Source organism: Enterobacter cloacae complex sp. 677-3DZ2D5B, from assembly GCF_004136695.1.
In the GTDB taxonomy this organism is placed as follows: domain Bacteria; phylum Pseudomonadota; class Gammaproteobacteria; order Enterobacterales; family Enterobacteriaceae; genus Enterobacter; species Enterobacter hormaechei_C.
Genome location: NZ_QFLS01000012.1, coordinates 21,095 through 41,936 on the forward strand (window position 1 = coordinate 21,095; position 20,842 = coordinate 41,936).

A 20,842-nucleotide genomic window follows, 5' to 3' on the forward strand; every position below is an offset into this window, starting at 1 on the left:
ATCATGCCTTTTCGCCTGTTTCGTTACGCGCCGCTTTCAGTGTTGCTGCTTAGCTTCAGCCGTGCGGGGATGGCCGAGGATTACTTTGATCCCGCCGCGCTGGAGCTTTCCTCTACTGAACAGAAAACGGCGGATCTGCACTATTTCTCTGAAAAGGGCGGGCAGATGCCAGGCACCTGGCTCGTGACGCTGGAGATTAACGGACGCGAGGAGCGGCATCAGGAGATCACCTTCGTCAATGAGAAAGGCAGCCTGCAACCCGTTTTTAGCGTATCGCTGCTGGAAGCGCTTGGCGTAAATGTAGGGGCCATTCCTGCATTCTCCCGGTTGCAGGAGGGAGAAACGTTCACGCACCTCGAGGATTTTATTCCGGCAGCGCGAACCTCCTATGATTTCAACCAACAGCGCCTTTTTCTCAACCTGCCGCAGGCGGCGATGAAACACCGCAGCCGTGGCTACGTGCCGCAGTCGCAGTGGGACGATGGTATCCCGGCGGCATTTACTGATTACAGTCTGTCGGGCGGTCAGGCCCGTCATCAGAGCGGGGTCACGACATCCAGCTATCTGAGCCTGCGTAACGGCATCAATCTGGGGGCGTGGCGGTTGCGCAACACTTCGGCCTGGAGCCACAGCGACGCGGGCGGCAACCATTTTCAGTCGCAAAGTAGCTGGCTGAGCCGGGATATTCGCCGTCTTAACAGCCAGCTACGGATCGGCGATGCCTGGACCGCAGGCGACGTCTTCGATAGCGTGGCGTTTCGCGGGGTTCAGCTCTCGTCCAGCGAGAGCATGTTACCCGACAGCCAGCGCGGCTTCGCACCAACCATCCGCGGCGTTGCACACAGCTTCGCTAAAGTCTCCGTTTCGCAAAATGGCTATGTGATCTATGAAACCTGGGTGGCCGCCGGGCCATTTATCATTAACGATCTGTTCCCCGGCGCACAAAGCGGCGATCTACAGGTTACGGTCACGGAAAGTGACGGCTCAACGCGCGTCTTTACCCAACCCTATTCTGCGGTGCCGTTTATGCGACGCCAGGGCAGCCTGAAATACAGTCTCAATGCAGGACGGTTTCATTCCGGCTCCAGCGATGCGCGTTCGCCTGAGTTTGTTGAAGGCGCTTTTTTCTACGGTCTGCTCTCCAGGATGACGGTGTATGGCGGCTTTCGTACGGCGAGCAACTACCAGGCCGGTGCAATTGGCATAGGCAGAGGGTTTGGCGCATTTGGCTCGCTGGGCATTGACGATACGCTGGCAAAAAGCCATTTACCCGACGGCAAAAACGCGATAGGGCAGGCGTGGCGCATTCAGTATCAGAAAGATTTCAGCGCTACCGGCACCGCCTTCAACCTGGCGAGTTATCGCTATGCCTCGCGCAATTACTATGAATTTAGTGAACTGAATCAGTCTGACAGCCAACAGCTGCAACTCAATAATCGCCGTAGCCGCTCGCAGGTCACCTTTTCACAGACGCTGGGTCAGTTCGGCAGCCTCAGCGTCTCGGCATGGATGCAGGATTACTGGCATACGTCCGGGCAGGATAAAACCATCCACATTGGCTGGTACACCAGCTGGCGGGGCATTTCCTGGGGCGCGGGATATGATTACACCGACTCAGCGCGTGAGCAGCATCCCGATCGCACCGTGTCGTTTAACGTCAATGTTCCGCTTGGCCACTGGTTACCGGACAGCTCGGTCAGTTACTTCATCAACCACAACAATCGTGGAATGACCACGCAGCAGATGTCTCTCAACGGCAGCGCGCTGGCGAATCGCAACCTTAATTACAGCGTTCAGCAGAGTAAGGCCAGCGAGGGACAAGCCGACAGTACCAGCCTGGCGCTGCAATACAACGGTGGCTACGGCAACGTCAGCCTCGGTTATGACCACAGCCGAAGCGGTAGCAACGCGAGCCTCGGACTCGCCGGAGGCGTTATCGCCACGCAGTATGGCGTCACGCTTAGCGAGCCGCTGGGCGATACCGTCGCCCTGCTGCGCGTGCCCGGTGCGGCGAACGTTGAGCCGGAGGGTTACAACGGGATCCATACCGACAGCCGCGGCTATGCGGTCATGCCAACGCTCTCGGCGTATCGCAAAAATACCGTCAGCCTTGATACGGCGACGCTGGGTGAGAACGTCGACGTTGAGCAGAGCGGTCTGACGCTCATTCCCACCAGCGGCGCGGTGGTGCTGGCCAATTACAAAACCCACATTGGTTATCGCGTTCTTTTTTCCCTGCGCTACCACGGTGAACCGTTGCCGTTTGGCGCGCAGGCTGAAGTGGTGGAGCAGAACCGCCATTCTGCAAACCGAAGCATGGTCGCTGACGGCGGTCAGGCCTACCTGAGCGGAGTACCCGAGCGCGGCACCCTGCGCATCACCTGGTATGAAAACGGGGAGCAGCAGCAATGCCAGACACCTTTCAGACTGGGGAAAGCTCATATGGCCCCCGGTATCGCCACGCTGCCCGTAGAGTGCCATTAGAGGAATATCATGCGTCGTTTTATTCACTGGTTTTTCTATCTGAGCCTTCTTTCGCTTTTTGGCATGCTGAGTTTTCATGCCCATGCCCAGACTTCAACCTGCCGCACCACGCGCGATCAGTGGGTCGTTCAGGTGCCTTATGCCATTGGGTATGCGCCCGGCACGTCTGACTGGACGCCGATATCTGCGCCGATACAGTCTACCGGGGCGGATTTCTACAGCTGTGATGGCGGGAATGAAGCCTGGCGTAGTATCGGCTTTGTCGACATGGATAACCCCGTCGGCACCGTGGTGGGGGAAGACGGCGCGTCACGTCACGTCTATAAAACTCAGATCGACGGCATCGGCTACGCGCTGGGGTTCCGGGAACAGCAGTACTGCGGCGCCGATGCGGTACGCTATATTGACGGCACCAGCCCGGTAGACGGCAACGAGTCCCGGCGTATCTGTGATGCCTCACAGAATCCTGCCTTTGCCAGCGCCCCAACGTATAAATTGCAGTTCTGGGTGGTGTTTTACAAAATCCCGACGACCAGCCCCATGCCTGACGATAACGCCAACTCCCAGGAGCAAAATGTCGGATCGCTGATATTGCAGGCGGGAGAAAATCAAGCCAGCGCCACCAACGTGGCGACACCAGTACAGATTCATCTCGCCAGCTTCACCGTCAGGCGTACCAGCTGTTCAGTGGGCTCTCGCAGCATTCTTGTTCCCATGGGGAGCGTGAGCCAGCGTGAATTTCACGGCATCGGCTCCCGCGCCGGGGGCGGACGCTTCAGCATTCCGGTGACTTGCGAAAATAACACGGCGGTGAAGATGGGTTTCTTTGGCGATACCACGCCGGGCAACGATCGGGCGCTGGCGTTGACGAAGCAGGAGGATAGCGCCAGCGGTGTCGGGATCGAACTGCTTTACGGTGACAATACCGGTTCGGTTCAGGGGCAGGTGGTACCGTGGAACACCCCGCAGGTGTCAGCGCTTGGGCAAGTAGGGGATAACCAGACGCAAACCTTCTGGTTTGATGCGCATTACATTCAGACGGAAGCGAACGTGACGGCGGGAAAAGCGGATGCGATGGCCACGTTTAACCTGATTTACAACTGAGTTTCCCCTGCCGCAGCGGCAGGGGAGGACGATCAGAACGCGGTCTTACAAAAACCCGTCATCTCTTTCAGGCCCATTTCGCGACCAAGCTCAGTCATCGGGTGCACCACCACCAGGCCACGGACGCTTTTCTTCAGCTTGCCCATGTCGGCCTGCTCTTTTTTGGTGATCGCGCGGCGATGCGGCATGTTCATCAGCTTCTGCGCTTCTTTACTCAGCTTCTGGCCTTTCACTTCGCGCAGGCGTTCAATTTCCGCCTCCAGCTTCACGGACTCTTTTTCCAGCTCGGCATATTTCTCGGCGGAATCAACAAGGGAGAGGCCGGCCATCTGATGGCGGATCATATCCAGACGGTCGCTCAGGCGTTTAATTTCGTTCTTTTCGACTTCTTTCATGACAAATAACTCTGAAAACGGGGAATTTACAGGGAAGGATACACCAATGTGTGCGGGCTTACTTCTGAAACGCTTTTTTTAAGCTGATTTTAGAAATCAGCTCAGTCAGGGAAAGCACCATGGTGGAGCGGACAACCTGTTGATAACGCAGCTTTTGCATCGCGTACAGCTCTGGGTCGCTGTTATCAAACTGAGGTGCGGGAGGGAGCGCGGATACGCAGTGCAGTTCGCCGAAGGGCCCCAGTATCTCATCATCGGTAAAGGTGTACTCATTGCCGTCATGATTGAGCTCTTCGCGCAGCGCCATTAACAGCTCGGCGTCTTCATACTCCTGACGGTTCAGCACGCCGAGACCGTAAATCAGCTTCAGCCGTACCGATAAATCGCCCAGCGGTCCGTCTCCGTCCAGTAACGGTTCTACAGCGTACTTTACCGCGTAGTCGTCTTTGCGAAACACCTGAAGCACCAGAATGTTTACCGCCTCGGTTAACAGCTCGACGGCGGTAATCAGGAAACTTCGTACGGTTTTGCCAGCATTCAGACGCTCAAGCACAAGATTTTCAAAGGCCTGGGTTTGTTCCATTATTGCCTGCATATCTGACAATCTGTTATTCGGGCGCAGGCTCACCTGCGCCGGACTCTGCATCATTTGGTTGCGTTGTATGCGCTGACCGCCTCCGCAACTACGTCACTGTTGGCATCCAGACCGGAGATCTGCGCCAGCGCAGCTTGCGCGCCTTTGTCATCAATCAGCTGAGCCAGCTCAATTGCCTGCGGGTCCTGCTCGCTGCGGTAGTGCATTGCGGCAGCGATTCCCTTCACCAGGTTAGCGTGCGGCAGGCCGTATTCCAGCGTGCCCAGCAGCGGTTTAATCAGGCGATCGCCCGCGCTCAGTTTACGCAGCGGCTGACGACCCACGCGCTCAACGTCATCTTTCAGATACGGGTTTTCAAAACGACCGAGGATTTTCTGGATGTATGCTGCGTGTTTATCAGCATCAAAACCGTAGCGTTTGATCAGCACCGCGCCGCTCTCTTCCATTGCCCCTTTGACCACCGCACGGATGTTCTCATCGAGGATCGCGTCACGAATGGTCTGATGACCGGCCAATTTTCCGAGGTACGCGGTTATAGCATGCCCGGTGTTCAGCGTGAAGAGTTTACGTTCGACAAATGCCATCAGGTTATCGGTTAATTCCATTCCCGGAATGGTCGGCAGCGCGCCCTTAAACTGGGTTTTATCAACGATCCACTCGCTGAAGGTTTCCACGGTCACTTCCAGCGGGTCGTTGGTGGCGGATGCTGACGGCGGAACGATGCGATCCACGGCGGAATCAACAAAACCTACGTGCGCTTCAACCCAGGCTTTATCTTCGTCGGCGACGGCCGCAAGAACGTGGCCTTTCAGCTGCGTGGTGCCGCGCACCATGTTTTCACAGGCGATGATGTTCAGCGGCGTTTCAACGCCCTGTGCTTTACGCTTCGCCAGGCCTTTCGCGACCGCCGGGGCGATACGCTCAAGCACCACCGGACCCACGGCTGTGGTGACCAGATCAACGCTGGCAATAAGATCGATAACATCGTCGCCAATGCTGCTTACCGCGTTGACGCCAGAGACCGTTTCAACCTGTTCGTTTTCACCCACCACGTGAACCTGATAGCTATGACGGGCATTCAGGGCATCCAGAACCACCTGATTCACATCGGCGAATGTCAGGGTAATGCCCGCGTCTGCCAGCAGTTTACCGATAAAGCCACGACCAATATTACCTGCGCCAAAATGTAATGCTTTCATAGTGTTAACCTTCATCAATGTTTTTACCCGAGAGGGCTGGGGTGAGGAACGTTTTCCCCTCACCCTAGCCCTCTCCCCGGGGGGAGAGGGAGGAGTACCGTTATTTGTTAAGCAGGGCCAGAACTTCTTCAACGCTGGTGGTGTTGGCCAGACGCTCAATAACCGTTTCGTCATCCAGCGCGTTGGTCAGGCTGGTAATCACCTGGATATGCTCGTTGTTGCGAGCGGCGATACCAATCACCAGACGGGCGATGTCGTCCTCTTCTTCACCGAAGCGCACGCCATCAGGATACTGACAGAACACCACGCCGGTTTTCAGCACGCGGTCTTTGGCTTCCACCGTACCGTGTGGAACCGCGATGGATTCACCCAGGTAGGTTGGGGTCAGCTTTTCACGCTCCAGCATCGCCTCAACGTATTCCGGCTGAACGTAGCCACCTTTCACCAGCTGCTCACCGGCGAAGCGAATGGCCTCTTCTTTATTGGTCGCCGTGCGGCCAAGGAAGATGTTTTCTGCGCCCAGTTTGAACAGATGCGCGTTGCTCTCGTCGAAGCTGTCTTGCAGGCTGGTACGTACTTTCACTTCGTTATCTTCATGGCGCTGCGCCGCCACCAGACGTTCGGTCAGGCTCGTGTACAGGCCGCTGTCGAGGAAGTTGGTCAGGGAAATGTGCTGCGCCTGCGGTACCTGACGCATAGCGCGTTCGGTCAGATCGCGGTGCGTGATCACCAGGTCAACGTCCGGCGGCAGGCTGTTAATCGCGCTGTTGGTGACGGAGATGTTGGTCAGACCCGCATCCTGCACTTTCTTACGCAGCACGCCCGCACCCATTGCGCTGGAGCCCATACCGGCATCGCAGGCAACGATGATTTTACGAACGTGGCTCAGGTCGTTAGAGACATCGCCTGCCGCCAGCGGCGTTGCGCCTTTGGATTCGGCTTTCATGTCATGCATACGACGGGTTGCCGCTTCGATATCGTCGTCTTCTTTCACCTTGCTGGTTTTCAGCAGGATAGCGGAGGCCACGAAGGAGACCGCCATGGCCGCACAGATCGCCGCGATGTTCGCGAAGTAGGCGCCTTTCGGGGTCATCGCCAGCACCGCCAGGATAGAGCCTGGAGAAGCCGGAGAGACCAGACCGCCGCCCAGTACGCTCAGGGTGAACACGCCGGTCATACCGCCGAGGATAACGGCCAGGATCAGGCGTGGGTTCATCAGTACATACGGGAAGTAAATTTCGTGAATACCGCCCAGGAAGTGAATGATCGCCGCGCCGCCAGCAGACTGTTTCGCGCTGCCGCGACCAAAGAACATGTATGCCAGCAGAACGCCCATACCCGGACCCGGGTTCGCTTCAATCAGGAAGAAGATGGACTTGCCGAGATCGTGTGACTGCTGAATCCCCAGCGGTGAGAAGATACCATGGTTGATGGCGTTGTTCAGGAACAGGATTTTCGCCGGTTCAACGAAGATTGACGCCAGCGGCAGCATGTCATGCGCCACCATGAAGTTAACGCCCGCAGCCAGCAGCTTGGAGAGCACTTCAACCGCCGGGCCAATGCCGAGGAACGCCAGAATCGCGAGGATCATCCCGATGATGCCCGCGGAGAAGTTGTTCACCAGCATTTCGAAGCCGGATTTGATCTTGCCATCAACCCAGACGTCAAATTTCTTAATCGCCCAGCCGCCCAGAGGACCGGCAATCATCGCACCGAGGAACATCGGCATATCCGCACCGACGATCACCCCCATGGTTGTGATGGCACCCACGACGCCACCACGGTCACCGCCCACCAGACGACCACCGGTATAACCGATGAGCAGCGGCAGCAGGTACGTAATCATTGGGCCAACAAGTTTCGCCAGCGTTTCGTTAGGCAACCACCCTGTCGGAATAAATAATGCGGTGATAATACCCCACGCGATAAACGCGCCGATATTAGGCATCACCATGTTGCTGAGGAAACGACCAAAGCTTTGCACTTTGATCTTGAAATCGGATGACATAAAACACCCCTTCTTATGTTTACGCTTAGGCTTGTGGCCCGAGGTTTATCGTTAATGTGCGGCGGCAGAGGTAGCCGGGCCCTGTTCTGATGCTGTGAAATCTGGCACTGAATCGTTCAACTGTCCAGACAGCGAAATTTTGTGTGATCTGAATCACATGAATGTAGGGGGTGAGGACATTAATGAAGTGATCGCGATCACATAATGAGTGTGTAAAAAAAATACATCGTTCAGAATTACGCCAAAATGGGCGGGTTTTTGTGATTAATATCACAATGTTAAGTTGGCTGTTTGTTTTCAGATTGTGATTTGATTCACAAAATATTTTTATGCAGATTTCTCCCGTATCCCCTCACGACAGGAATGCGATACGCACACCTGCCTTTTACCACGGCTTGATCCATACTGACCTCTTTGTGGGCATTAAGGATAAGCAATGAAACTCATCGGCAGTTATACAAGTCCTTTCGTGCGTAAGATTTCGATTCTCCTGCTGGAGAAAGGGATTGAATTTGAATTCGTAAATGAACAACCCTACAACGCAGAGAACGGCGTTGCGCAGTACAACCCGCTGGGGAAAGTCCCGGCGCTGGTAACGGACGAGGGCGACTACTGGTTTGATTCCCCGATCATTGCGGAGTACATCGAGCTGCTTGGCGTTGCGCCAGCCATGCTGCCGGCGGATCCAAAAGCAGCGCTGGCGATGAAGCAAATTGAAGCCCTGGCGGATGGCATTATGGATGCGGCATTAACGTCCGTACGCGAGCAGGCAAGGCCCGCCGCCCAGCAGTCAGAAAATGAGCTGCTGCGCCAGCGCGAAAAAATCAGCCGCAGCCTGGATATGTGCGAACAGCTGATCCGCGACGGGAAAATTCAGAGCGATAGCCTGAATCTGGCGACGATCGCCATCGCCTGCGCCATCGGCTACCTCAATTTCCGCCGCGTCTCGCCGGGCTGGTGCGTGGATCGTCCGCTGCTGGTCAAACTGGCGGAGACGCTCTTCCAGCGCGAAAGTTTCGCCCGGACTGAACCACCAAAGGCTTGATGCGGGTTATAACACTTCCTGGCGGGAGGCGGTACAATCCCCCCACATGTTAACTCCCTCTCCCGTCGGGAGGGGGGAAGATATTTACTCGCCAGGCGCATTCATGACTACTCATCATTCCCTCTACAGCCAGATCCCCGCTACCGATCGTCTGCTTCGTGACCCGCGCATCACTGCGGTGCTGGAGCAGTTTGGCCATACTGCAACGGTCGACATGCTACGCCAGCTTCAGGACGATGCGCGTCGCCATATTCAGGCTGAGAACGCGCTACCCGGCTGGTGCGAGGCATGGGCGCAGGAAGTTGAAAGGAGGTTGAGCAAGCACGCGCAAAGCGCGTTGCGCCCGGTTATTAACCTGACAGGCACGGTTTTGCATACCAATCTGGGCCGGGCACAGCAGGCAGAAGAGGCAATAGAGGCCGTCACCCGGGCCATGCGCTCGCCGGTGACGCTGGAGTACGATCTGGACGGCGCCGGGCGCGGACATCGCGATCGCGCACTGGCGGATCTTCTCTGCCAGATCACCGGCGCGGAAGATGCCTGCATTGTGAATAACAACGCGGCGGCGGTGCTGTTAATGCTGGCGGCCACCGCAAGCGGAAAAGAGGTTGTCGTCTCTCGCGGCGAGCTGGTGGAGATCGGCGGGGCGTTTCGTATTCCGGATGTCATGCGCCAGGCGGGCTGCACGCTGCATGAAGTGGGCACAACCAACCGTACCCATGCAAAAGATTATCGCGCGGCGGTGAATGAAAACACCGCCCTGCTGATGAAAGTGCATACCAGCAATTACCACATTGAGGGTTTTACCAAAACGGTGGAAGAGGCTGAACTGGCCGCCATCGGGCGCGAGCTAAACGTGCCGGTGATTGCCGATCTTGGCAGTGGGTCGCTGGTGGATATGCGCCAGTATGGTCTGCCAAAAGAGCCAATGGTGCAGGAAATGGTTGCCGCGGGCGTAAGCCTGGTCAGTTTCTCTGGCGATAAACTGCTGGGCGGGCCGCAGGCGGGTATTATCGTCGGCAGGCGCGAGCTGATTGCGCAGCTACAGCAGCATCCGCTGAAGCGCGCCCTGCGTGCCGATAAAATGACGCTGGCCGCGCTGGAAGCCACGCTGCGGCTCTATCTCCACCCGGAGAAACTGGCTGACCGCCTGCCCACGTTGCGTTTGCTGAGCCGTGACGCGGCCTCTGTTCGCGCGCAGGCGGAAGCGCTACTGCCGCAGGTTGCTCCTCATTACCCTGAGTTTGAAGTTCGTATCGAGCCTTGCCTGTCGCAAATTGGCAGCGGCTCGCTGCCGGTGGACAGGTTACCGAGCGAAGCGCTGACGTTCACCCCGCGCGACGGACGCGGAAGCCAGCTTGAGGCGCTGTCGGCGCGCTGGCGCGCATTACCGACGCCGGTGATTGGCCGGATCGGTGACGGGCGCATGTGGCTGGATTTACGCTGTCTGGAAGATGAAGTGCGGTTTCTGGAGATGATGTTGAAATGATTATTGCCACCGCCGGTCACGTTGACCACGGCAAAACCACGTTATTGCAGGCCATTACGGGCGTGAATGCCGATCGCCTGCCGGAAGAGAAAAAGCGCGGCATGACCATTGACCTGGGTTACGCCTACTGGCCGCAGCCCGACGGTCGCGTGCTGGGCTTTATCGACGTGCCCGGCCACGAGAAGTTTCTTTCCAATATGCTCGCGGGCGTGGGCGGGATCGATCACGCTCTGCTGGTGGTCGCGTGCGATGACGGGGTGATGGCGCAAACGCGCGAGCATCTGGCGATCCTCCAGCTGACGGGAAACCCGCAGTTGACCGTCGCCCTCACCAAAGCGGACCGTGTGGATGAGGCGCGTATCGACGAGGTGCGTCAAGAGGTGCTGGCGGCGCTGAGTGAATACGGTTTTAAGGATGCCGCACTGTTTGTCACCGTAGCGACAGAAGGCCGCGGTATCGATGCTCTTCGCAACCATTTGCAGCAGATCCCGTCTCGTGAACAGGCCAGCCATCACCGCTTCCGTCTGGCGATCGACAGGGCGTTTACCGTGAAAGGGGCTGGGCTGGTGGTGACCGGTACCGCGCTGAGCGGGGAAGTGAACGTGGGCGATACCCTGTGGCTCACGGGCGTGAACAAACCGATGCGCGTGCGCGGGCTTCATGCGCAAAACCAGCCGGTGGAACAGGCCCACGCCGGGCAGCGTATCGCGCTGAATATTGCCGGTGATGCCGAAAAAGACCAGCTTAACCGCGGCGACTGGTTGCTGGCCGACGCGCCGCCGGAGCCCTCTGAACGGATTATCGTTTCTCTCCAGACCCATACGCCGCTGACCCAGTGGCAGCCGCTGCATATCCACCACGCGGCCAGCCACATCACCGGACGCGTGTCGCTGCTGGAAAACGATCTCGCCGAACTGGTGTTCGACTCCCCGCTCTGGCTGGCGGATAACGACCGCCTGGTTCTGCGCGATATTTCGGCGCGGGAAACGCTGGCGGGCGCGCGCGTGGTCATGCTGGATCCGCCCCGTCGCGGCAAACGTAAGCCCGAGTATTTACAGTGGCTGGCCGCGCTGGCCCAGACCCGCGATGATAAGTCTGCGTTAGATATCCACCTTGAGCGTGGCGCGGTGGATCTGGCGGCGTTCGCCTGGGCGCGCCAGCTCAGCGGCGAAGGATTGCGTCTTCTGACGCAGGAGCCAGGTTTTATTCAGGCCGGGAACAGCCTGCTGAACGCGCCGGTGGCGGCGCGCTGGCAGCGCAAAGTGCTGAGCACGCTGGCGACCTACCATGAACAGCATCAGGATGAGCCCGGCCCGGGCCGTGAACGTCTGCGGCGCATGGCGTTGCCCATGGAAGACGACGCGCTGGTGCTGTTGCTGATTGAAAACATGCGTGAAAGCGGCGTTATTGCAAGTCATCACGGCTGGCTACACCTGCCGGAACACAAGGCCGGTTTTACCGCTGAGCAGGACGCGGTCTGGCAAAAAGTGGCGGCGCTGTTTGGCGATGAACCGTGGTGGGTGCGCGATCTGGCGCGTGAAACCAATACCGATGAGCAGCTGATGCGTCAGGTACTGCGCCATGCGGCACAGCAGGGGATGATTGTGGCGATCGTGAAAGATCGTTATTACCGCAACGATCGGATCGTAGCGTTTGCGAACCTGATCCGGGAGCTGGATCAGGCGCGCGGATCAACCTGCGCCGCAGACTTCCGCGATCGGCTGAATGTGGGACGCAAACTGGCGATTCAGATCCTGGAGTATTTCAACCGCATCGGGTTTACGCGTCGTCGTGGCAATGACCATGTGCTACGCGACGCGCAGTTATTTCTGTAAGCGTTAAGCGCTGCGCGCCTGCTTCTGCTTAGCCAGCCAGACCGCGCCCAGCCTTCCCGCCTGGTTACCCAGCTCGCAGGGAAGGATGGGCACCCGGAGCGCCTCCCACTCCTCGAATCGCTGTAGGTATTTATCCAGCAGGAGATAGATTTTCTCCTGCTCGCTAATGCCGCCGCCAATCAGCACCGCCTGCGGATCAAACATGGAGATCACGCTGTAGATGCCGCGCGAGAGGAAATGCGCCCACTCTTCTATGGCCTCACGCAGATGCACGTCGCTGTCCATGCGTTTAAACAGCTCCTCACCGTCAGGCATCTCATCTTCCGACACGGCCAGCGCGCGGCGGCAGGCTTTCATCAGGCCGCTGGCTGACGCCACTTCGTGCATCGGCTCGCCGTTGTTGCCAACGGGCAGCACGCCAAACTCACCCGCCCGGTAGTGCGACCCACGGTAGAGATCGCCCTCCATGACGATACCGCCGCCGATGCCGGTGCCGATGGTGATGCAGACAAAATGCTCATAGTCCTTGCCGGCGCCCTGCCAGCGTTCGCCCAGCGCCGCGCAGTTGGCGTCATTTTCGGTTGTTACGGGGAGATCGGTCAGCTGTGCGAAAAGCTCGCACAGGTTTTCACCGTCAAGGTAATCCAGCGCCCCGGCCTTGGCCGCTTCGCCGGTATGGTGATTGATGTGGCCCGGAAAACTCACGCCGATGCCGACGATCTCATGCTCCTGGCGGTACTTATCCACCACCGCTTTCCACTTCTGTTTGAAGGTGCTTTCATCGTCAGGCGTATCATATTCATCGGATGTCAGTTCTTCGCCGTTTTCGTTAATCACGCCGTGTTTGATGTGGGTTCCGCCCACGTCAAAGCCGATAAATAGCTGCATTGCATCGTTCCTCATGAGCCCCTGAGCTATTAAGTATGGCTCTGGCGGCAGAAACGAAACGTAAAGTACGGTAATCCGTGATACGGCTCGTAAACCCGTTACCGACTGGCGAGAAAACCACCAGCCGGAACTACCCTTGTTGTACACCTACTGCAAGGAGACGGTCATGACAAACAATCCTCCCTCATCGCGTATCCAGCCAGGCGAGTATGGTTTTCCCCTTAAGCTGAAGCCCCGCTATGACAACTTTATCGGCGGCGACTGGGTGGCGCCCGTCGACGGTGAATACTATTCCAACCTGACGCCCGTTACCGGCCAGCCGCTGTGTGAAATTGCCAGTTCGGGCAAGCGGGATATAGATTTAGCGCTGGATGCGGCGCATAAGGCGAAAGATAAGTGGGGACAAACGTCCGTTCAGGACAGAGCGGCCATTTTGTTCAAAATCGCCGATCGGATAGAGCAGAATCTGGAGCTGCTGGCGACCGCAGAAACGTGGGACAACGGCAAGCCGATCCGGGAAACCATGGCGGCGGACGTGCCGCTGGCGATTGACCATTTCCGCTATTTTGCGTCCTGCATTCGTGCCCAGGAGGGGGGAATAAGTGAAGTTGACAAAGATACCGTGGCGTATCACTTCCACGAGCCGCTCGGCGTGGTGGGGCAAATTATTCCGTGGAACTTCCCGCTGCTGATGGCTAGCTGGAAAATGGCGCCCGCGCTGGCGGCGGGTAACTGCGTTGTGCTGAAACCCGCTCGCTTAACGCCGCTTTCGGTACTGCTGCTGATGGAGGTGATTGGCGACCTGTTGCCGCCGGGGGTCATTAACGTGGTCAACGGGGCCGGGGGAGAGATCGGCGAATATCTGGCTACCTCAAAACGTATCGCCAAAGTGGCGTTCACCGGCTCAACGGAAGTGGGCCAGCAGATCATGCAGTACGCGACCCAGAACATCATTCCGGTCACGCTCGAGCTGGGCGGCAAATCGCCGAACATCTTCTTTGCCGACGTGATGGACGAAGAGGACGCCTTCTTCGACAAAGCGCTGGAAGGGTTTGCGCTGTTCGCGTTTAACCAGGGCGAAGTCTGCACCTGTCCGAGCCGCGCGCTGGTGCAGGAATCCATTTATGAGCGCTTTATGGAGCGGGCGATCCGGCGCGTGGAGTCGATTCGCAGCGGTAATCCGCTGGATAACGTTACCCAGATGGGGGCGCAGGTATCGCATGGCCAGCTGGAAACCATCCTCAACTATATTGATATCGGTAAAAAAGAGGGGGCCGATGTGTTGACCGGCGGTCGTCGTAAGGTGCTGGGCGGCGATTTGCAGGAGGGCTACTACCTTGAGCCGACCATCCTGTTCGGTAAGAACAACATGCGCGTTTTCCAGGAGGAAATTTTTGGACCGGTGCTGGCCGTCACCACGTTTAAAACCATGGACGAGGCGCTGGAGCTCGCCAACGACACGCAGTATGGCCTGGGGGCGGGCGTCTGGAGCCGTAACGGTAATCTGGCCTATAAAATGGGCCGGGGCATTCAGGCCGGACGCGTATGGACAAACTGCTATCACGCCTATCCGGCTCATGCGGCGTTTGGCGGCTACAAGCAGTCGGGCATCGGGCGTGAAACCCATAAGATGATGCTGGAGCACTACCAGCAAACGAAATGTCTGTTGGTCAGCTACTCCGATAAACCGCTGGGGTTGTTTTAATCTCCGGGCTCAGGCCGTCCCGAGTGGGGTGGCCTGAGCCGGGTTAAAGCCGGGTGGCGGCTTCGCCTTACCCGGCCTACTTTTTACTCCCTCTCCCGTGGGAGAGGGCTGGGGTGAGGGCAACAGGCCGCAGTTATTCAGCTTTCATCCACCCATATCCGCATTTCCCCTTCTCCCCGGTTTGCCCAGCTGAACCACGGAATAAAGGTCAGCGTCCGGGGCTGACGTTCTACCGGTGAGTGGTCGTACTGCCACAGGGCATCAGTGTCCTTCGCCTGACACCCGATCCCTTCTGCCTGTATCAGCATCTTGTGCGCGAAAATGCCTTTGCCTTCAAATACCCGAAACGCGCTGTCCTGGCGCAAAGAAAGGTTATGCAGATTTGCGCCGTTATCGGCTTCTTCCAGGCAGTAAATTAGCGGCCCACGCTGCAATGCGACTTTCCCCGCCTGCTGGCGCACCTGCGGGTTGCCGTACACGCGGCGGACCGGCATCGGTAACGTCAGCGTCAGCGTGTCGCCTTCCTGCCAGCTGCGGTTGAGGTATAAGTATCCACGGGAGACCTCGCCTGTAATGGCCTGACCATTGAGCGAAACAGCCGGTTCCGCACACCAGTCCGGCAGCCTCAGGGCCAGCGTGTGAGTCACCGGAACTGGTGAGGTAATCTCGATTTTCACCTGCTCATGCCACGGATAGTTCCCGCTAATCCGCAGCTGGAGGATGTTATCCCCAACCGGAATGGCGACGTCGTTCCCCACGTACAGGTTGATCAACAGCGCGTCCGGGCGAACGGTATAAATGTAGTGCCCCAGCGAGGTCAGCACGCGCGCAATATTCGGCGGGCAACAGGCGCAGCCGAACCAGCGCTGGCGCACCGGTTTGACGTGGTCATAGATATGGTTAAAGGCCAGGGTTTTCGGGTGCACTTCCAGCGGATTCACATAAAAGAAATGCTTACCGTCCAGCGCCATGCCGCCCAGCACCGTGTTGTACAGCGCGCGCTCCATCACGTCGGCGTAGTGGCCGTCCGCCTCCATCTCCAGCATCCGGCGGGCAAACATCATCAGGCCGATGGAGGCGCAGCTTTCGGCGTAGACCGTATCGTTGGGCAGATCGTAATCGCTGCTGAACGCCTCGCCGCTGCTTTGGGAGCCAATCCCGCCGGTGATGTACAGCTGGCGCTGTGCCATGTTGTTCCACAGCCGCAGGCAATCCTGACGTTTCCCCTCGTCGTTGCTCAGGCGCGCCAGATGCGCCATGCCCGCCATCAGATAGACAAAACGCACGGCGTGGCCGATGGCCGTTTGTTGTGCGGCAAGGGGCAGATGCGCCTGGCTGTAGGCTTTGTCCTTGACCATCCACGCCGGGCCATAGATGTTCCAGTATGACGTTCTGCCGCGCTTCTCGTATTCGATATCGTAGAAGTGAGGCTGCGCGCCGCGTTCCTCAATAAAGTATTTCACCAGATTGAGATAGCGTGGCTCCTGCGTGACGTCGTACAGCCGCATCAGCGCCAGCTCGATTTCCGGGTGGCCCGGATAGCCGTGCAGCTGGTTTTCGCCCGGGCCAAACACGCTGTCGATATGATCCGCCAGCCTGCACACCACGTCCAGCAGGCGGCGCTTTCCGGTTCCCTGGAAATACGCCACACCCGCTTCAATCATATGCCCGGCGCAGTACAGTTCGTGGCATTCGGCCAGATTGGTCCAGCGCTCGGCCGGTGCTTTCACCGTGAAATAGGTATTGAGATAGCCATCTTCACACTGCGCCGCTGCGACCAGCTCGATCACCTCGTCGGCGGTTTTTTCCAGTTCAGCATCCGGCTTCTGGCACAGCGACCACGCCACGGCTTCGAGCCATTTCGCCACGTCGCTGTCCTGAAAGACCATCCCGTAGAACTCCCCCTGTTCCAGACCGGCCGCGATGCGGAAGTTGGCGATGGCGTGGCTGGGTTCGGCCTCTGCCACGCGATCGTTAAGCGCATCCCACTGGTAGGGGATCACCACATCGCGGACCAGCCGTTGGTACTGACCAAGAAACGGGTCGTTGATTTTCAGCTGATGCAGGTCGGCTTCCATTATGGTCATATCGTTCTCCTCAGGACTGTACATGACGCTGGCGCAAATCGGTGGCAATGCGCGACATCACGGGATTGTTAAGCCTGCACCAGCGGATAGCGACCGCCAGCAGCAGGTGGAAAAGGGCAGGGAGCAGCGTCTCCATGGCGGTGATGCCCTGCAATGAGGCGGGCGTCTGGTTACCCGCGCCTGGCTGATAGGCCACGGCAATAAACACCAGGCTGATGATCCCGGCGCTGGATGCCCACGCGAGCTTGATGAAAAACAGATTGAAGGCGAAGTTCATCCCCGAGGAGCGCACGCCGGTTTTCCATTCGCCGTAATCATCGGCAAAGGCCATCAGTGAGAAGTGCAGCGGCAGGGTGAAGCCCAGGATCACGCCGTTACTTAAAATCACGATCAGCCAGAGCGTCTGGTGCGCCGGGCCACCCGGCAGGAACCACATTCCCACCGCAAGCGCAGCAAGTACCAGGTTGGTGTAGTAGTAGAGTTTGACGGTATCAATCCGCCGCGACAGCGGGCTGACGATCACCGCGCCCAGAATGGCAGCAAAGGTCACCATGGTGAAAAACAGCGAGGTGTACGCCGTGCTGCCCTGAAGCACGTAGGTGATGAAATACATGTATCCGCCGCCGCGAATGTTGAAGACGTTGATCAGCAGAAACGACATCACCAGCATCAGCAGCAGCTGATCGTTTTTCCGCAGGCCAGCCAGGTGCTCGCGCAGGGTGAATTTACCCATCAGCGCAAGCGGGACGCGCTCGCGCACCCAGAAGAAGCAGCACAGGAACATCACCACAGCGATGGCGCACAGCACGCCAACGCCCAACTGATAACCCCGGGCGGTATTGCCCTGTCCCAGCTCTGACACCAGCCACGGCAGGCCAACGGAGACCAGAAAGCCCGCCACGCCGCACAGTACGAAGCGCCAGGACTGGCAGGATATAACCTCGTTGTGGCGGGTGGTCATGGTGTTGATCAGCGCGCAATACGGCACGTTGATGGCGGTATAGCCCACTGAAAGCAACAGATAGGTGCCGAACGCCCAGGCGATTTTCACGCCCATGCTGGCGTCCGGGACGGTGAAGGTCAGCACGCCGACGATCCCGATAGGAAGCGCGACCCACAGCTGCCACGGACGAAAACGCCCCCAGCGGCTCTGCGTGCGGTCGGCAATCACGCCCATCACCGGATCGGAAATCGCGTCAAATACCCGAAGGGCAATAAACAGCGTGCCCACCAGCGCGGGCGTCAGGCCAAATACATCGGTATAGAAAAAGGTCAGGAAGTTCATGATCAGGCAGGTAATTACCGTGCCGCCCGCGTCGCCCAGGCCGTAGCCAATTTTCTCGCGGACTGACAGCCGTTCATCGGCTGCCTGTTTTGCAACTTCTGCGTCTGTAATCGGTGTGGAAGTCATGGGGTAACTCCTCGATAAACGATTTTTTTATCGTATTTGTGCAAGGTACCCCATTTATTCTGCATTCAACGGGCAGACCAACAAGGGAAGGGAAAAGTATAAAAAGGTGACAATTCCGACCTGATGATAAAACTGTGAGTTTGATCGAGCCGTTCTGCTGATATTTATTAATAATCAAGGGATAAAGACAATATTAGCCACCATAAAAGCGGAAAAATGAATATCCATGCTTGAATTATCCATAGCACTTCCGATCAGGGTTCAAAATGGCGGGTTATTTATCTCCCGGGGCGTGGGCCGTCATCCCGCACGAAAATTATCTTCGTGGGAGATAATTTTTGTCGAAAAAGGGACATTAACGATCCAGGAGGAAAATACGCTGTTTGAGGTAAACGCTGGCGAGAGTTTATTACTTTGGCCGAAGCGACGGCATGTCGGCGTGGAAGATTTTCCGGACGATCTCAAATTTTACTGGCTGCATTTTGAGGTGGATGAACGCTTGCCGGTGTTGCCAGGCGCGACGCCGCTGTCGATTGAGCAACACTGTAGCGTGCGGGATCCGCAATATGTTATTGCGTTATTCCGTCAGTTTTTAAGCGAGCAGGAAAAATTACAGCGTAGCCAGGCGCTGGAGATAATTTTGCTGTTAATTTTGCAGCAGATATCGCTCTCGCCGGGATATGAAGATAAAGCGGATGATGCGGGCGCAGCAATGGCGTGGAAGGCCAAGCAGCTTATCCGCACGCACTTTCATTTGCCCCTGTCCACTTCACAGCTGGCGAAAGAGCTGCACTGCAACGCCGATTATCTGGGGCGAGTATTTCGCCGGACGTTTCATTTAACCCTGACGGAGGCAATTCACCGCCAGCGCGTCAGGGCCGCTGAAAAACTGCTGCTGAACGATGCGGCCTCATTAACTGAAGTGGCCGCCCGGTGCGGTTTTAATGACGTGGGTTATTTCCGGCAAATATTCTCGAAACATACCGGGTTAACGCCCGCCGTCTGGAAACGGCGGTACTGTAAAGAGCATATTAATTCTGGATGATCACTGGCCGTAATAGGCATTTGCGCCATGCTTGCGCAGGTAATGCTTATCCAGCAATTCCTGCTGCATAACCGGAAGCTGTGGTGCAAGCTGGCGTGAGAAAAGCCCCATATAGGCGCACTCTTCCAGCACCACGGCATTGTGTACCGCATCGGCAGCGTCTTTGCCCCAGGCAAACGGGCCGTGAGAATGAACCAGCACCGCCGGGACCTGCATCGGGCTTATGTCGCGCTCCTCGAAGGTTTTGATAATGACTTCCCCCGTCTGGTATTCATATTCACCCGCGATTTCAGCCGGGGTCATCAGCCGCGTGCAGGGGATCGCACCGTAGAAATAGTCCGCGTGCGTTGTGCCCCACGCTGGTAAATCCTGCCCCGCCTGCGACCAGATGGTGGCGTGGCGGGAATGGGTATGCACAATGCCGCCAATTTCCGGGTAACGACGATACAGCGAGAGATGGGTCGGGGCGTCGGAGGAGGGTTTTTTACTCCCCTCGACCACTTTACCCGTGGCGATATTTACCACCACCATATCTTCTGCGGTCATCACGTCGTACTCCACGCCGGATGGTTTGATCACCATCATGCCGCTGTCACGGTCAACAGCGCTGACGTTGCCCCAGGTGAACGTCACCAGCTGGTGGGCGGGCAGGGCGAGATTTGCCGCCAGCACCTCGGCTTTGAGTTGTTCTAACATGTCATGCCTCCTTCCTGCATTCGGGCTTCAATCCAGCGGCGCGCCTGGATGATCTCCAGTACCGGCTCTTTGGCTTTCTCGGTCCACATTTCAATCAGAAATGCGCCGCGATAGTTAAGTTGATTCAGCGTGTTAAACACGCCAACGAAATCGACGCAGCCCTCGCCAAACGGCACGTCGCGGAACTGGCCGGGGCTTTTTTCGGTTACGGGCCGGGTATCTTTCAGGTGGATAGCGGCGATGCGGTCAATGCCCAGCGTCAGCTCGGCGGTGACGTCGTTGCCCCACGCGCTCAGGTTGCCGACGTCCGGGTAAACGCTGAACCACGGCGAGGCGAGCATGTCGTCCCACTTTTTCCACTTGCTGATGGAGTTCATAAACGCGGTGTCCATGATCTCTACCGCCAGCATTACCTGTGCGGCGGCAGCCTGCTCCACGGCCCACGCCAGCCCTTCGGCAAAGCGCTGTTGCGTGCCCTCGTCATGCTCCTCGTAGTACACGTCATAACCCGCAAGCTGGATGGTGCGAATACCCAAATCACGGGCCAGCCGGATGGCTTTGGTCATGATCTCGCGGGCACGTTCGCGCACGATTTCTTCGCGGCTGCCAAACGGGAAGCGACGGTGGGCAGACAAGCACATCGACGGGATCGCCACGCCGGTCTCCAGCATCGCTTCCACCAGAGAGGCGCGCTGCGTGGTACTCCATTCAAGGCGCGATAAACGCTCGTCGGTCTCATCCACCGACATCTCCACAAAATCGAAGCCGCAGCTTTTTGCCAGAACCAGGCGCTCCGGCCAGGAGAGATCTTTTGGCAGCGCTTTTTCGTAAATGCCTAACGGATGCTGACGCATGG

16 protein-coding genes are annotated in these 20,842 nt (G+C 57.6%); 7 read left to right on the forward strand and 9 right to left on the reverse strand.

The window, feature by feature from the left end; genetic code table 11:
• Positions 1–3: 3 nt before the first annotated feature.
• Together DD597_RS19010 and DD597_RS19015 are read left to right on the forward strand one after the other, a co-directional pair.
• On the forward strand, positions 4–2,484 hold the full coding sequence (locus tag DD597_RS19010) for a fimbria/pilus outer membrane usher protein (protein WP_063864510.1): 2,481 nt from the start codon (positions 4–6) through the stop codon (positions 2,482–2,484).
• A 9-nt stretch (positions 2,485–2,493) separates the two neighbouring features.
• Entirely contained in the window at positions 2,494–3,588 is a 1,095-nt protein-coding gene (locus tag DD597_RS19015) for a fimbrial protein (RefSeq protein ID WP_048241657.1), read from the forward strand.
• Positions 3,589–3,620: 32 nt separating this feature from the next.
• Here DD597_RS19015 and DD597_RS19020 read toward each other — a convergent pair whose 3' ends face one another.
• The 4 genes from DD597_RS19020 to DD597_RS19035 form a co-directional block, all read right to left on the reverse strand.
• Positions 3,621–3,983, reverse strand: a complete 363-nt coding sequence (locus tag DD597_RS19020; protein ID WP_022652042.1) for a YibL family ribosome-associated protein — start codon at positions 3,981–3,983, stop codon at positions 3,621–3,623.
• Positions 3,984–4,041: 58 nt separating this feature from the next.
• A complete protein-coding gene (mtlR, locus tag DD597_RS19025) occupies positions 4,042–4,632 on the reverse strand; it encodes a mannitol operon repressor MtlR (protein WP_129256508.1) in 591 nt (196 codons plus the stop codon).
• Positions 4,629–5,777, reverse strand: a complete 1,149-nt coding sequence (mtlD, locus tag DD597_RS19030; protein WP_017382581.1) for a mannitol-1-phosphate 5-dehydrogenase — start codon at positions 5,775–5,777, stop codon at positions 4,629–4,631. Before mtlD ends, mtlR begins: the two co-directional genes overlap by 4 nt.
• 100 nt (positions 5,778–5,877) lie before the next feature.
• Entirely contained in the window at positions 5,878–7,785 is a 1,908-nt protein-coding gene (locus DD597_RS19035) for a PTS mannitol transporter subunit IICBA (RefSeq protein ID WP_023315019.1), read from the reverse strand.
• 436 nt (positions 7,786–8,221) lie between these two features.
• Between DD597_RS19035 and DD597_RS19040 the strand changes: the two genes are divergently transcribed.
• The 3 genes from DD597_RS19040 to selB all read left to right on the forward strand — a co-directional run bounded on the left by DD597_RS19040 (position 8,222) and on the right by selB (position 12,154).
• Positions 8,222–8,830 carry a glutathione S-transferase gene (locus DD597_RS19040; RefSeq protein WP_015572763.1) on the forward strand — a complete coding sequence of 203 codons (609 nt, stop codon included), beginning with the start codon at positions 8,222–8,224 and terminating at the stop codon, positions 8,828–8,830.
• 103 nt (positions 8,831–8,933) lie between these two features.
• Positions 8,934–10,319, forward strand: a complete 1,386-nt coding sequence (gene selA, locus DD597_RS19045) for an L-seryl-tRNA(Sec) selenium transferase (protein ID WP_022652040.1) — start codon at positions 8,934–8,936, stop codon at positions 10,317–10,319.
• Positions 10,316–12,154 carry a selenocysteine-specific translation elongation factor gene (gene selB, locus DD597_RS19050; RefSeq protein WP_129256509.1) on the forward strand — a complete coding sequence of 613 codons (1,839 nt, stop codon included), beginning with the start codon at positions 10,316–10,318 and terminating at the stop codon, positions 12,152–12,154. Before selA ends, selB begins: the two co-directional genes overlap by 4 nt.
• 3 nt (positions 12,155–12,157) lie before the next feature.
• On the opposite strand, the gene DD597_RS19055 is transcribed toward selB, so the two are convergent.
• A complete protein-coding gene (locus DD597_RS19055) occupies positions 12,158–13,042 on the reverse strand; it encodes an ROK family protein (protein WP_003860164.1) in 885 nt (294 codons plus the stop codon).
• Between the two features lie 166 nt (positions 13,043–13,208).
• Between DD597_RS19055 and aldB the strand changes: the two genes are divergently transcribed.
• A complete protein-coding gene (aldB, locus tag DD597_RS19060) occupies positions 13,209–14,747 on the forward strand; it encodes an aldehyde dehydrogenase AldB (protein WP_058659606.1) in 1,539 nt (512 codons plus the stop codon).
• Positions 14,748–14,884: 137 nt separating this feature from the next.
• On the opposite strand, the gene DD597_RS19065 is transcribed toward aldB, so the two are convergent.
• Complete coding sequence (locus DD597_RS19065; protein WP_129256510.1) at positions 14,885–16,834, reverse strand: glycoside hydrolase family 127 protein; 1,950 nt, start codon at positions 16,832–16,834, stop codon at positions 14,885–14,887.
• A 10-nt stretch (positions 16,835–16,844) separates the two neighbouring features.
• Positions 16,845–18,245 carry an MFS transporter gene (locus DD597_RS19070; protein WP_045331993.1) on the reverse strand — a complete coding sequence of 467 codons (1,401 nt, stop codon included), beginning with the start codon at positions 18,243–18,245 and terminating at the stop codon, positions 16,845–16,847.
• A 226-nt stretch (positions 18,246–18,471) separates the two neighbouring features.
• Here DD597_RS19070 and DD597_RS19075 point away from each other — a divergent pair, with 226 nt between their 5' ends.
• On the forward strand, positions 18,472–19,290 hold the full coding sequence (locus tag DD597_RS19075) for a helix-turn-helix domain-containing protein (protein ID WP_022652035.1): 819 nt from the start codon (positions 18,472–18,474) through the stop codon (positions 19,288–19,290).
• Here the strand turns inward: DD597_RS19075 and araD are convergent, their stop codons facing one another.
• Together araD and DD597_RS19085 are read right to left on the reverse strand one after the other, a co-directional pair.
• Entirely contained in the window at positions 19,291–19,986 is a 696-nt protein-coding gene (gene araD / locus DD597_RS19080) for an L-ribulose-5-phosphate 4-epimerase (RefSeq protein ID WP_061856421.1), read from the reverse strand.
• On the reverse strand, positions 19,980–20,840 hold the full coding sequence (locus DD597_RS19085; RefSeq protein ID WP_022652034.1) for an L-ribulose-5-phosphate 3-epimerase: 861 nt from the start codon (positions 20,838–20,840) through the stop codon (positions 19,980–19,982). The genes araD and DD597_RS19085 overlap by 7 nt, the downstream gene beginning before the upstream one ends.
• Positions 20,841–20,842 lie beyond the last annotated feature (2 nt).

Excerpts from the sequence above, each read along its gene's own strand:
- DD597_RS19010 (WP_063864510.1), top strand. The coding sequence starts at position 4 with ATGCCTTTTCGCCTGTTTCGTTACGCGCCGCTTTCAGTGTTGCTGCTT.
- DD597_RS19020 (WP_022652042.1), bottom strand. The coding sequence starts at position 3,983 with ATGAAAGAAGTCGAAAAGAACGAAATTAAACGCCTGAGCGACCGTCTG.
- DD597_RS19065 (WP_129256510.1), bottom strand. The coding sequence starts at position 16,834 with ATGACCATAATGGAAGCCGACCTGCATCAGCTGAAAATCAACGACCCG.
- selA (WP_022652040.1), top strand. The coding sequence starts at position 8,934 with ATGACTACTCATCATTCCCTCTACAGCCAGATCCCCGCTACCGATCGT.
- DD597_RS19055 (WP_003860164.1), bottom strand. The coding sequence starts at position 13,042 with ATGCAGCTATTTATCGGCTTTGACGTGGGCGGAACCCACATCAAACAC.
- araD (WP_061856421.1), bottom strand. The coding sequence starts at position 19,986 with ATGTTAGAACAACTCAAAGCCGAGGTGCTGGCGGCAAATCTCGCCCTG.
- aldB (WP_058659606.1), top strand. The coding sequence starts at position 13,209 with ATGACAAACAATCCTCCCTCATCGCGTATCCAGCCAGGCGAGTATGGT.
- DD597_RS19040 (WP_015572763.1), top strand. The coding sequence starts at position 8,222 with ATGAAACTCATCGGCAGTTATACAAGTCCTTTCGTGCGTAAGATTTCG.
- selB (WP_129256509.1), top strand. The coding sequence starts at position 10,316 with ATGATTATTGCCACCGCCGGTCACGTTGACCACGGCAAAACCACGTTA.
- DD597_RS19085 (WP_022652034.1), bottom strand. The coding sequence starts at position 20,840 with ATGCGTCAGCATCCGTTAGGCATTTACGAAAAAGCGCTGCCAAAAGAT.
- DD597_RS19070 (WP_045331993.1), bottom strand. The coding sequence starts at position 18,245 with ATGACTTCCACACCGATTACAGACGCAGAAGTTGCAAAACAGGCAGCC.
- DD597_RS19075 (WP_022652035.1), top strand. The coding sequence starts at position 18,472 with ATGCTTGAATTATCCATAGCACTTCCGATCAGGGTTCAAAATGGCGGG.
- DD597_RS19015 (WP_048241657.1), top strand. The coding sequence starts at position 2,494 with ATGCGTCGTTTTATTCACTGGTTTTTCTATCTGAGCCTTCTTTCGCTT.
- mtlR (WP_129256508.1), bottom strand. The coding sequence starts at position 4,632 with ATGATGCAGAGTCCGGCGCAGGTGAGCCTGCGCCCGAATAACAGATTG.
- DD597_RS19035 (WP_023315019.1), bottom strand. The coding sequence starts at position 7,785 with ATGTCATCCGATTTCAAGATCAAAGTGCAAAGCTTTGGTCGTTTCCTC.
- mtlD (WP_017382581.1), bottom strand. The coding sequence starts at position 5,777 with ATGAAAGCATTACATTTTGGCGCAGGTAATATTGGTCGTGGCTTTATC.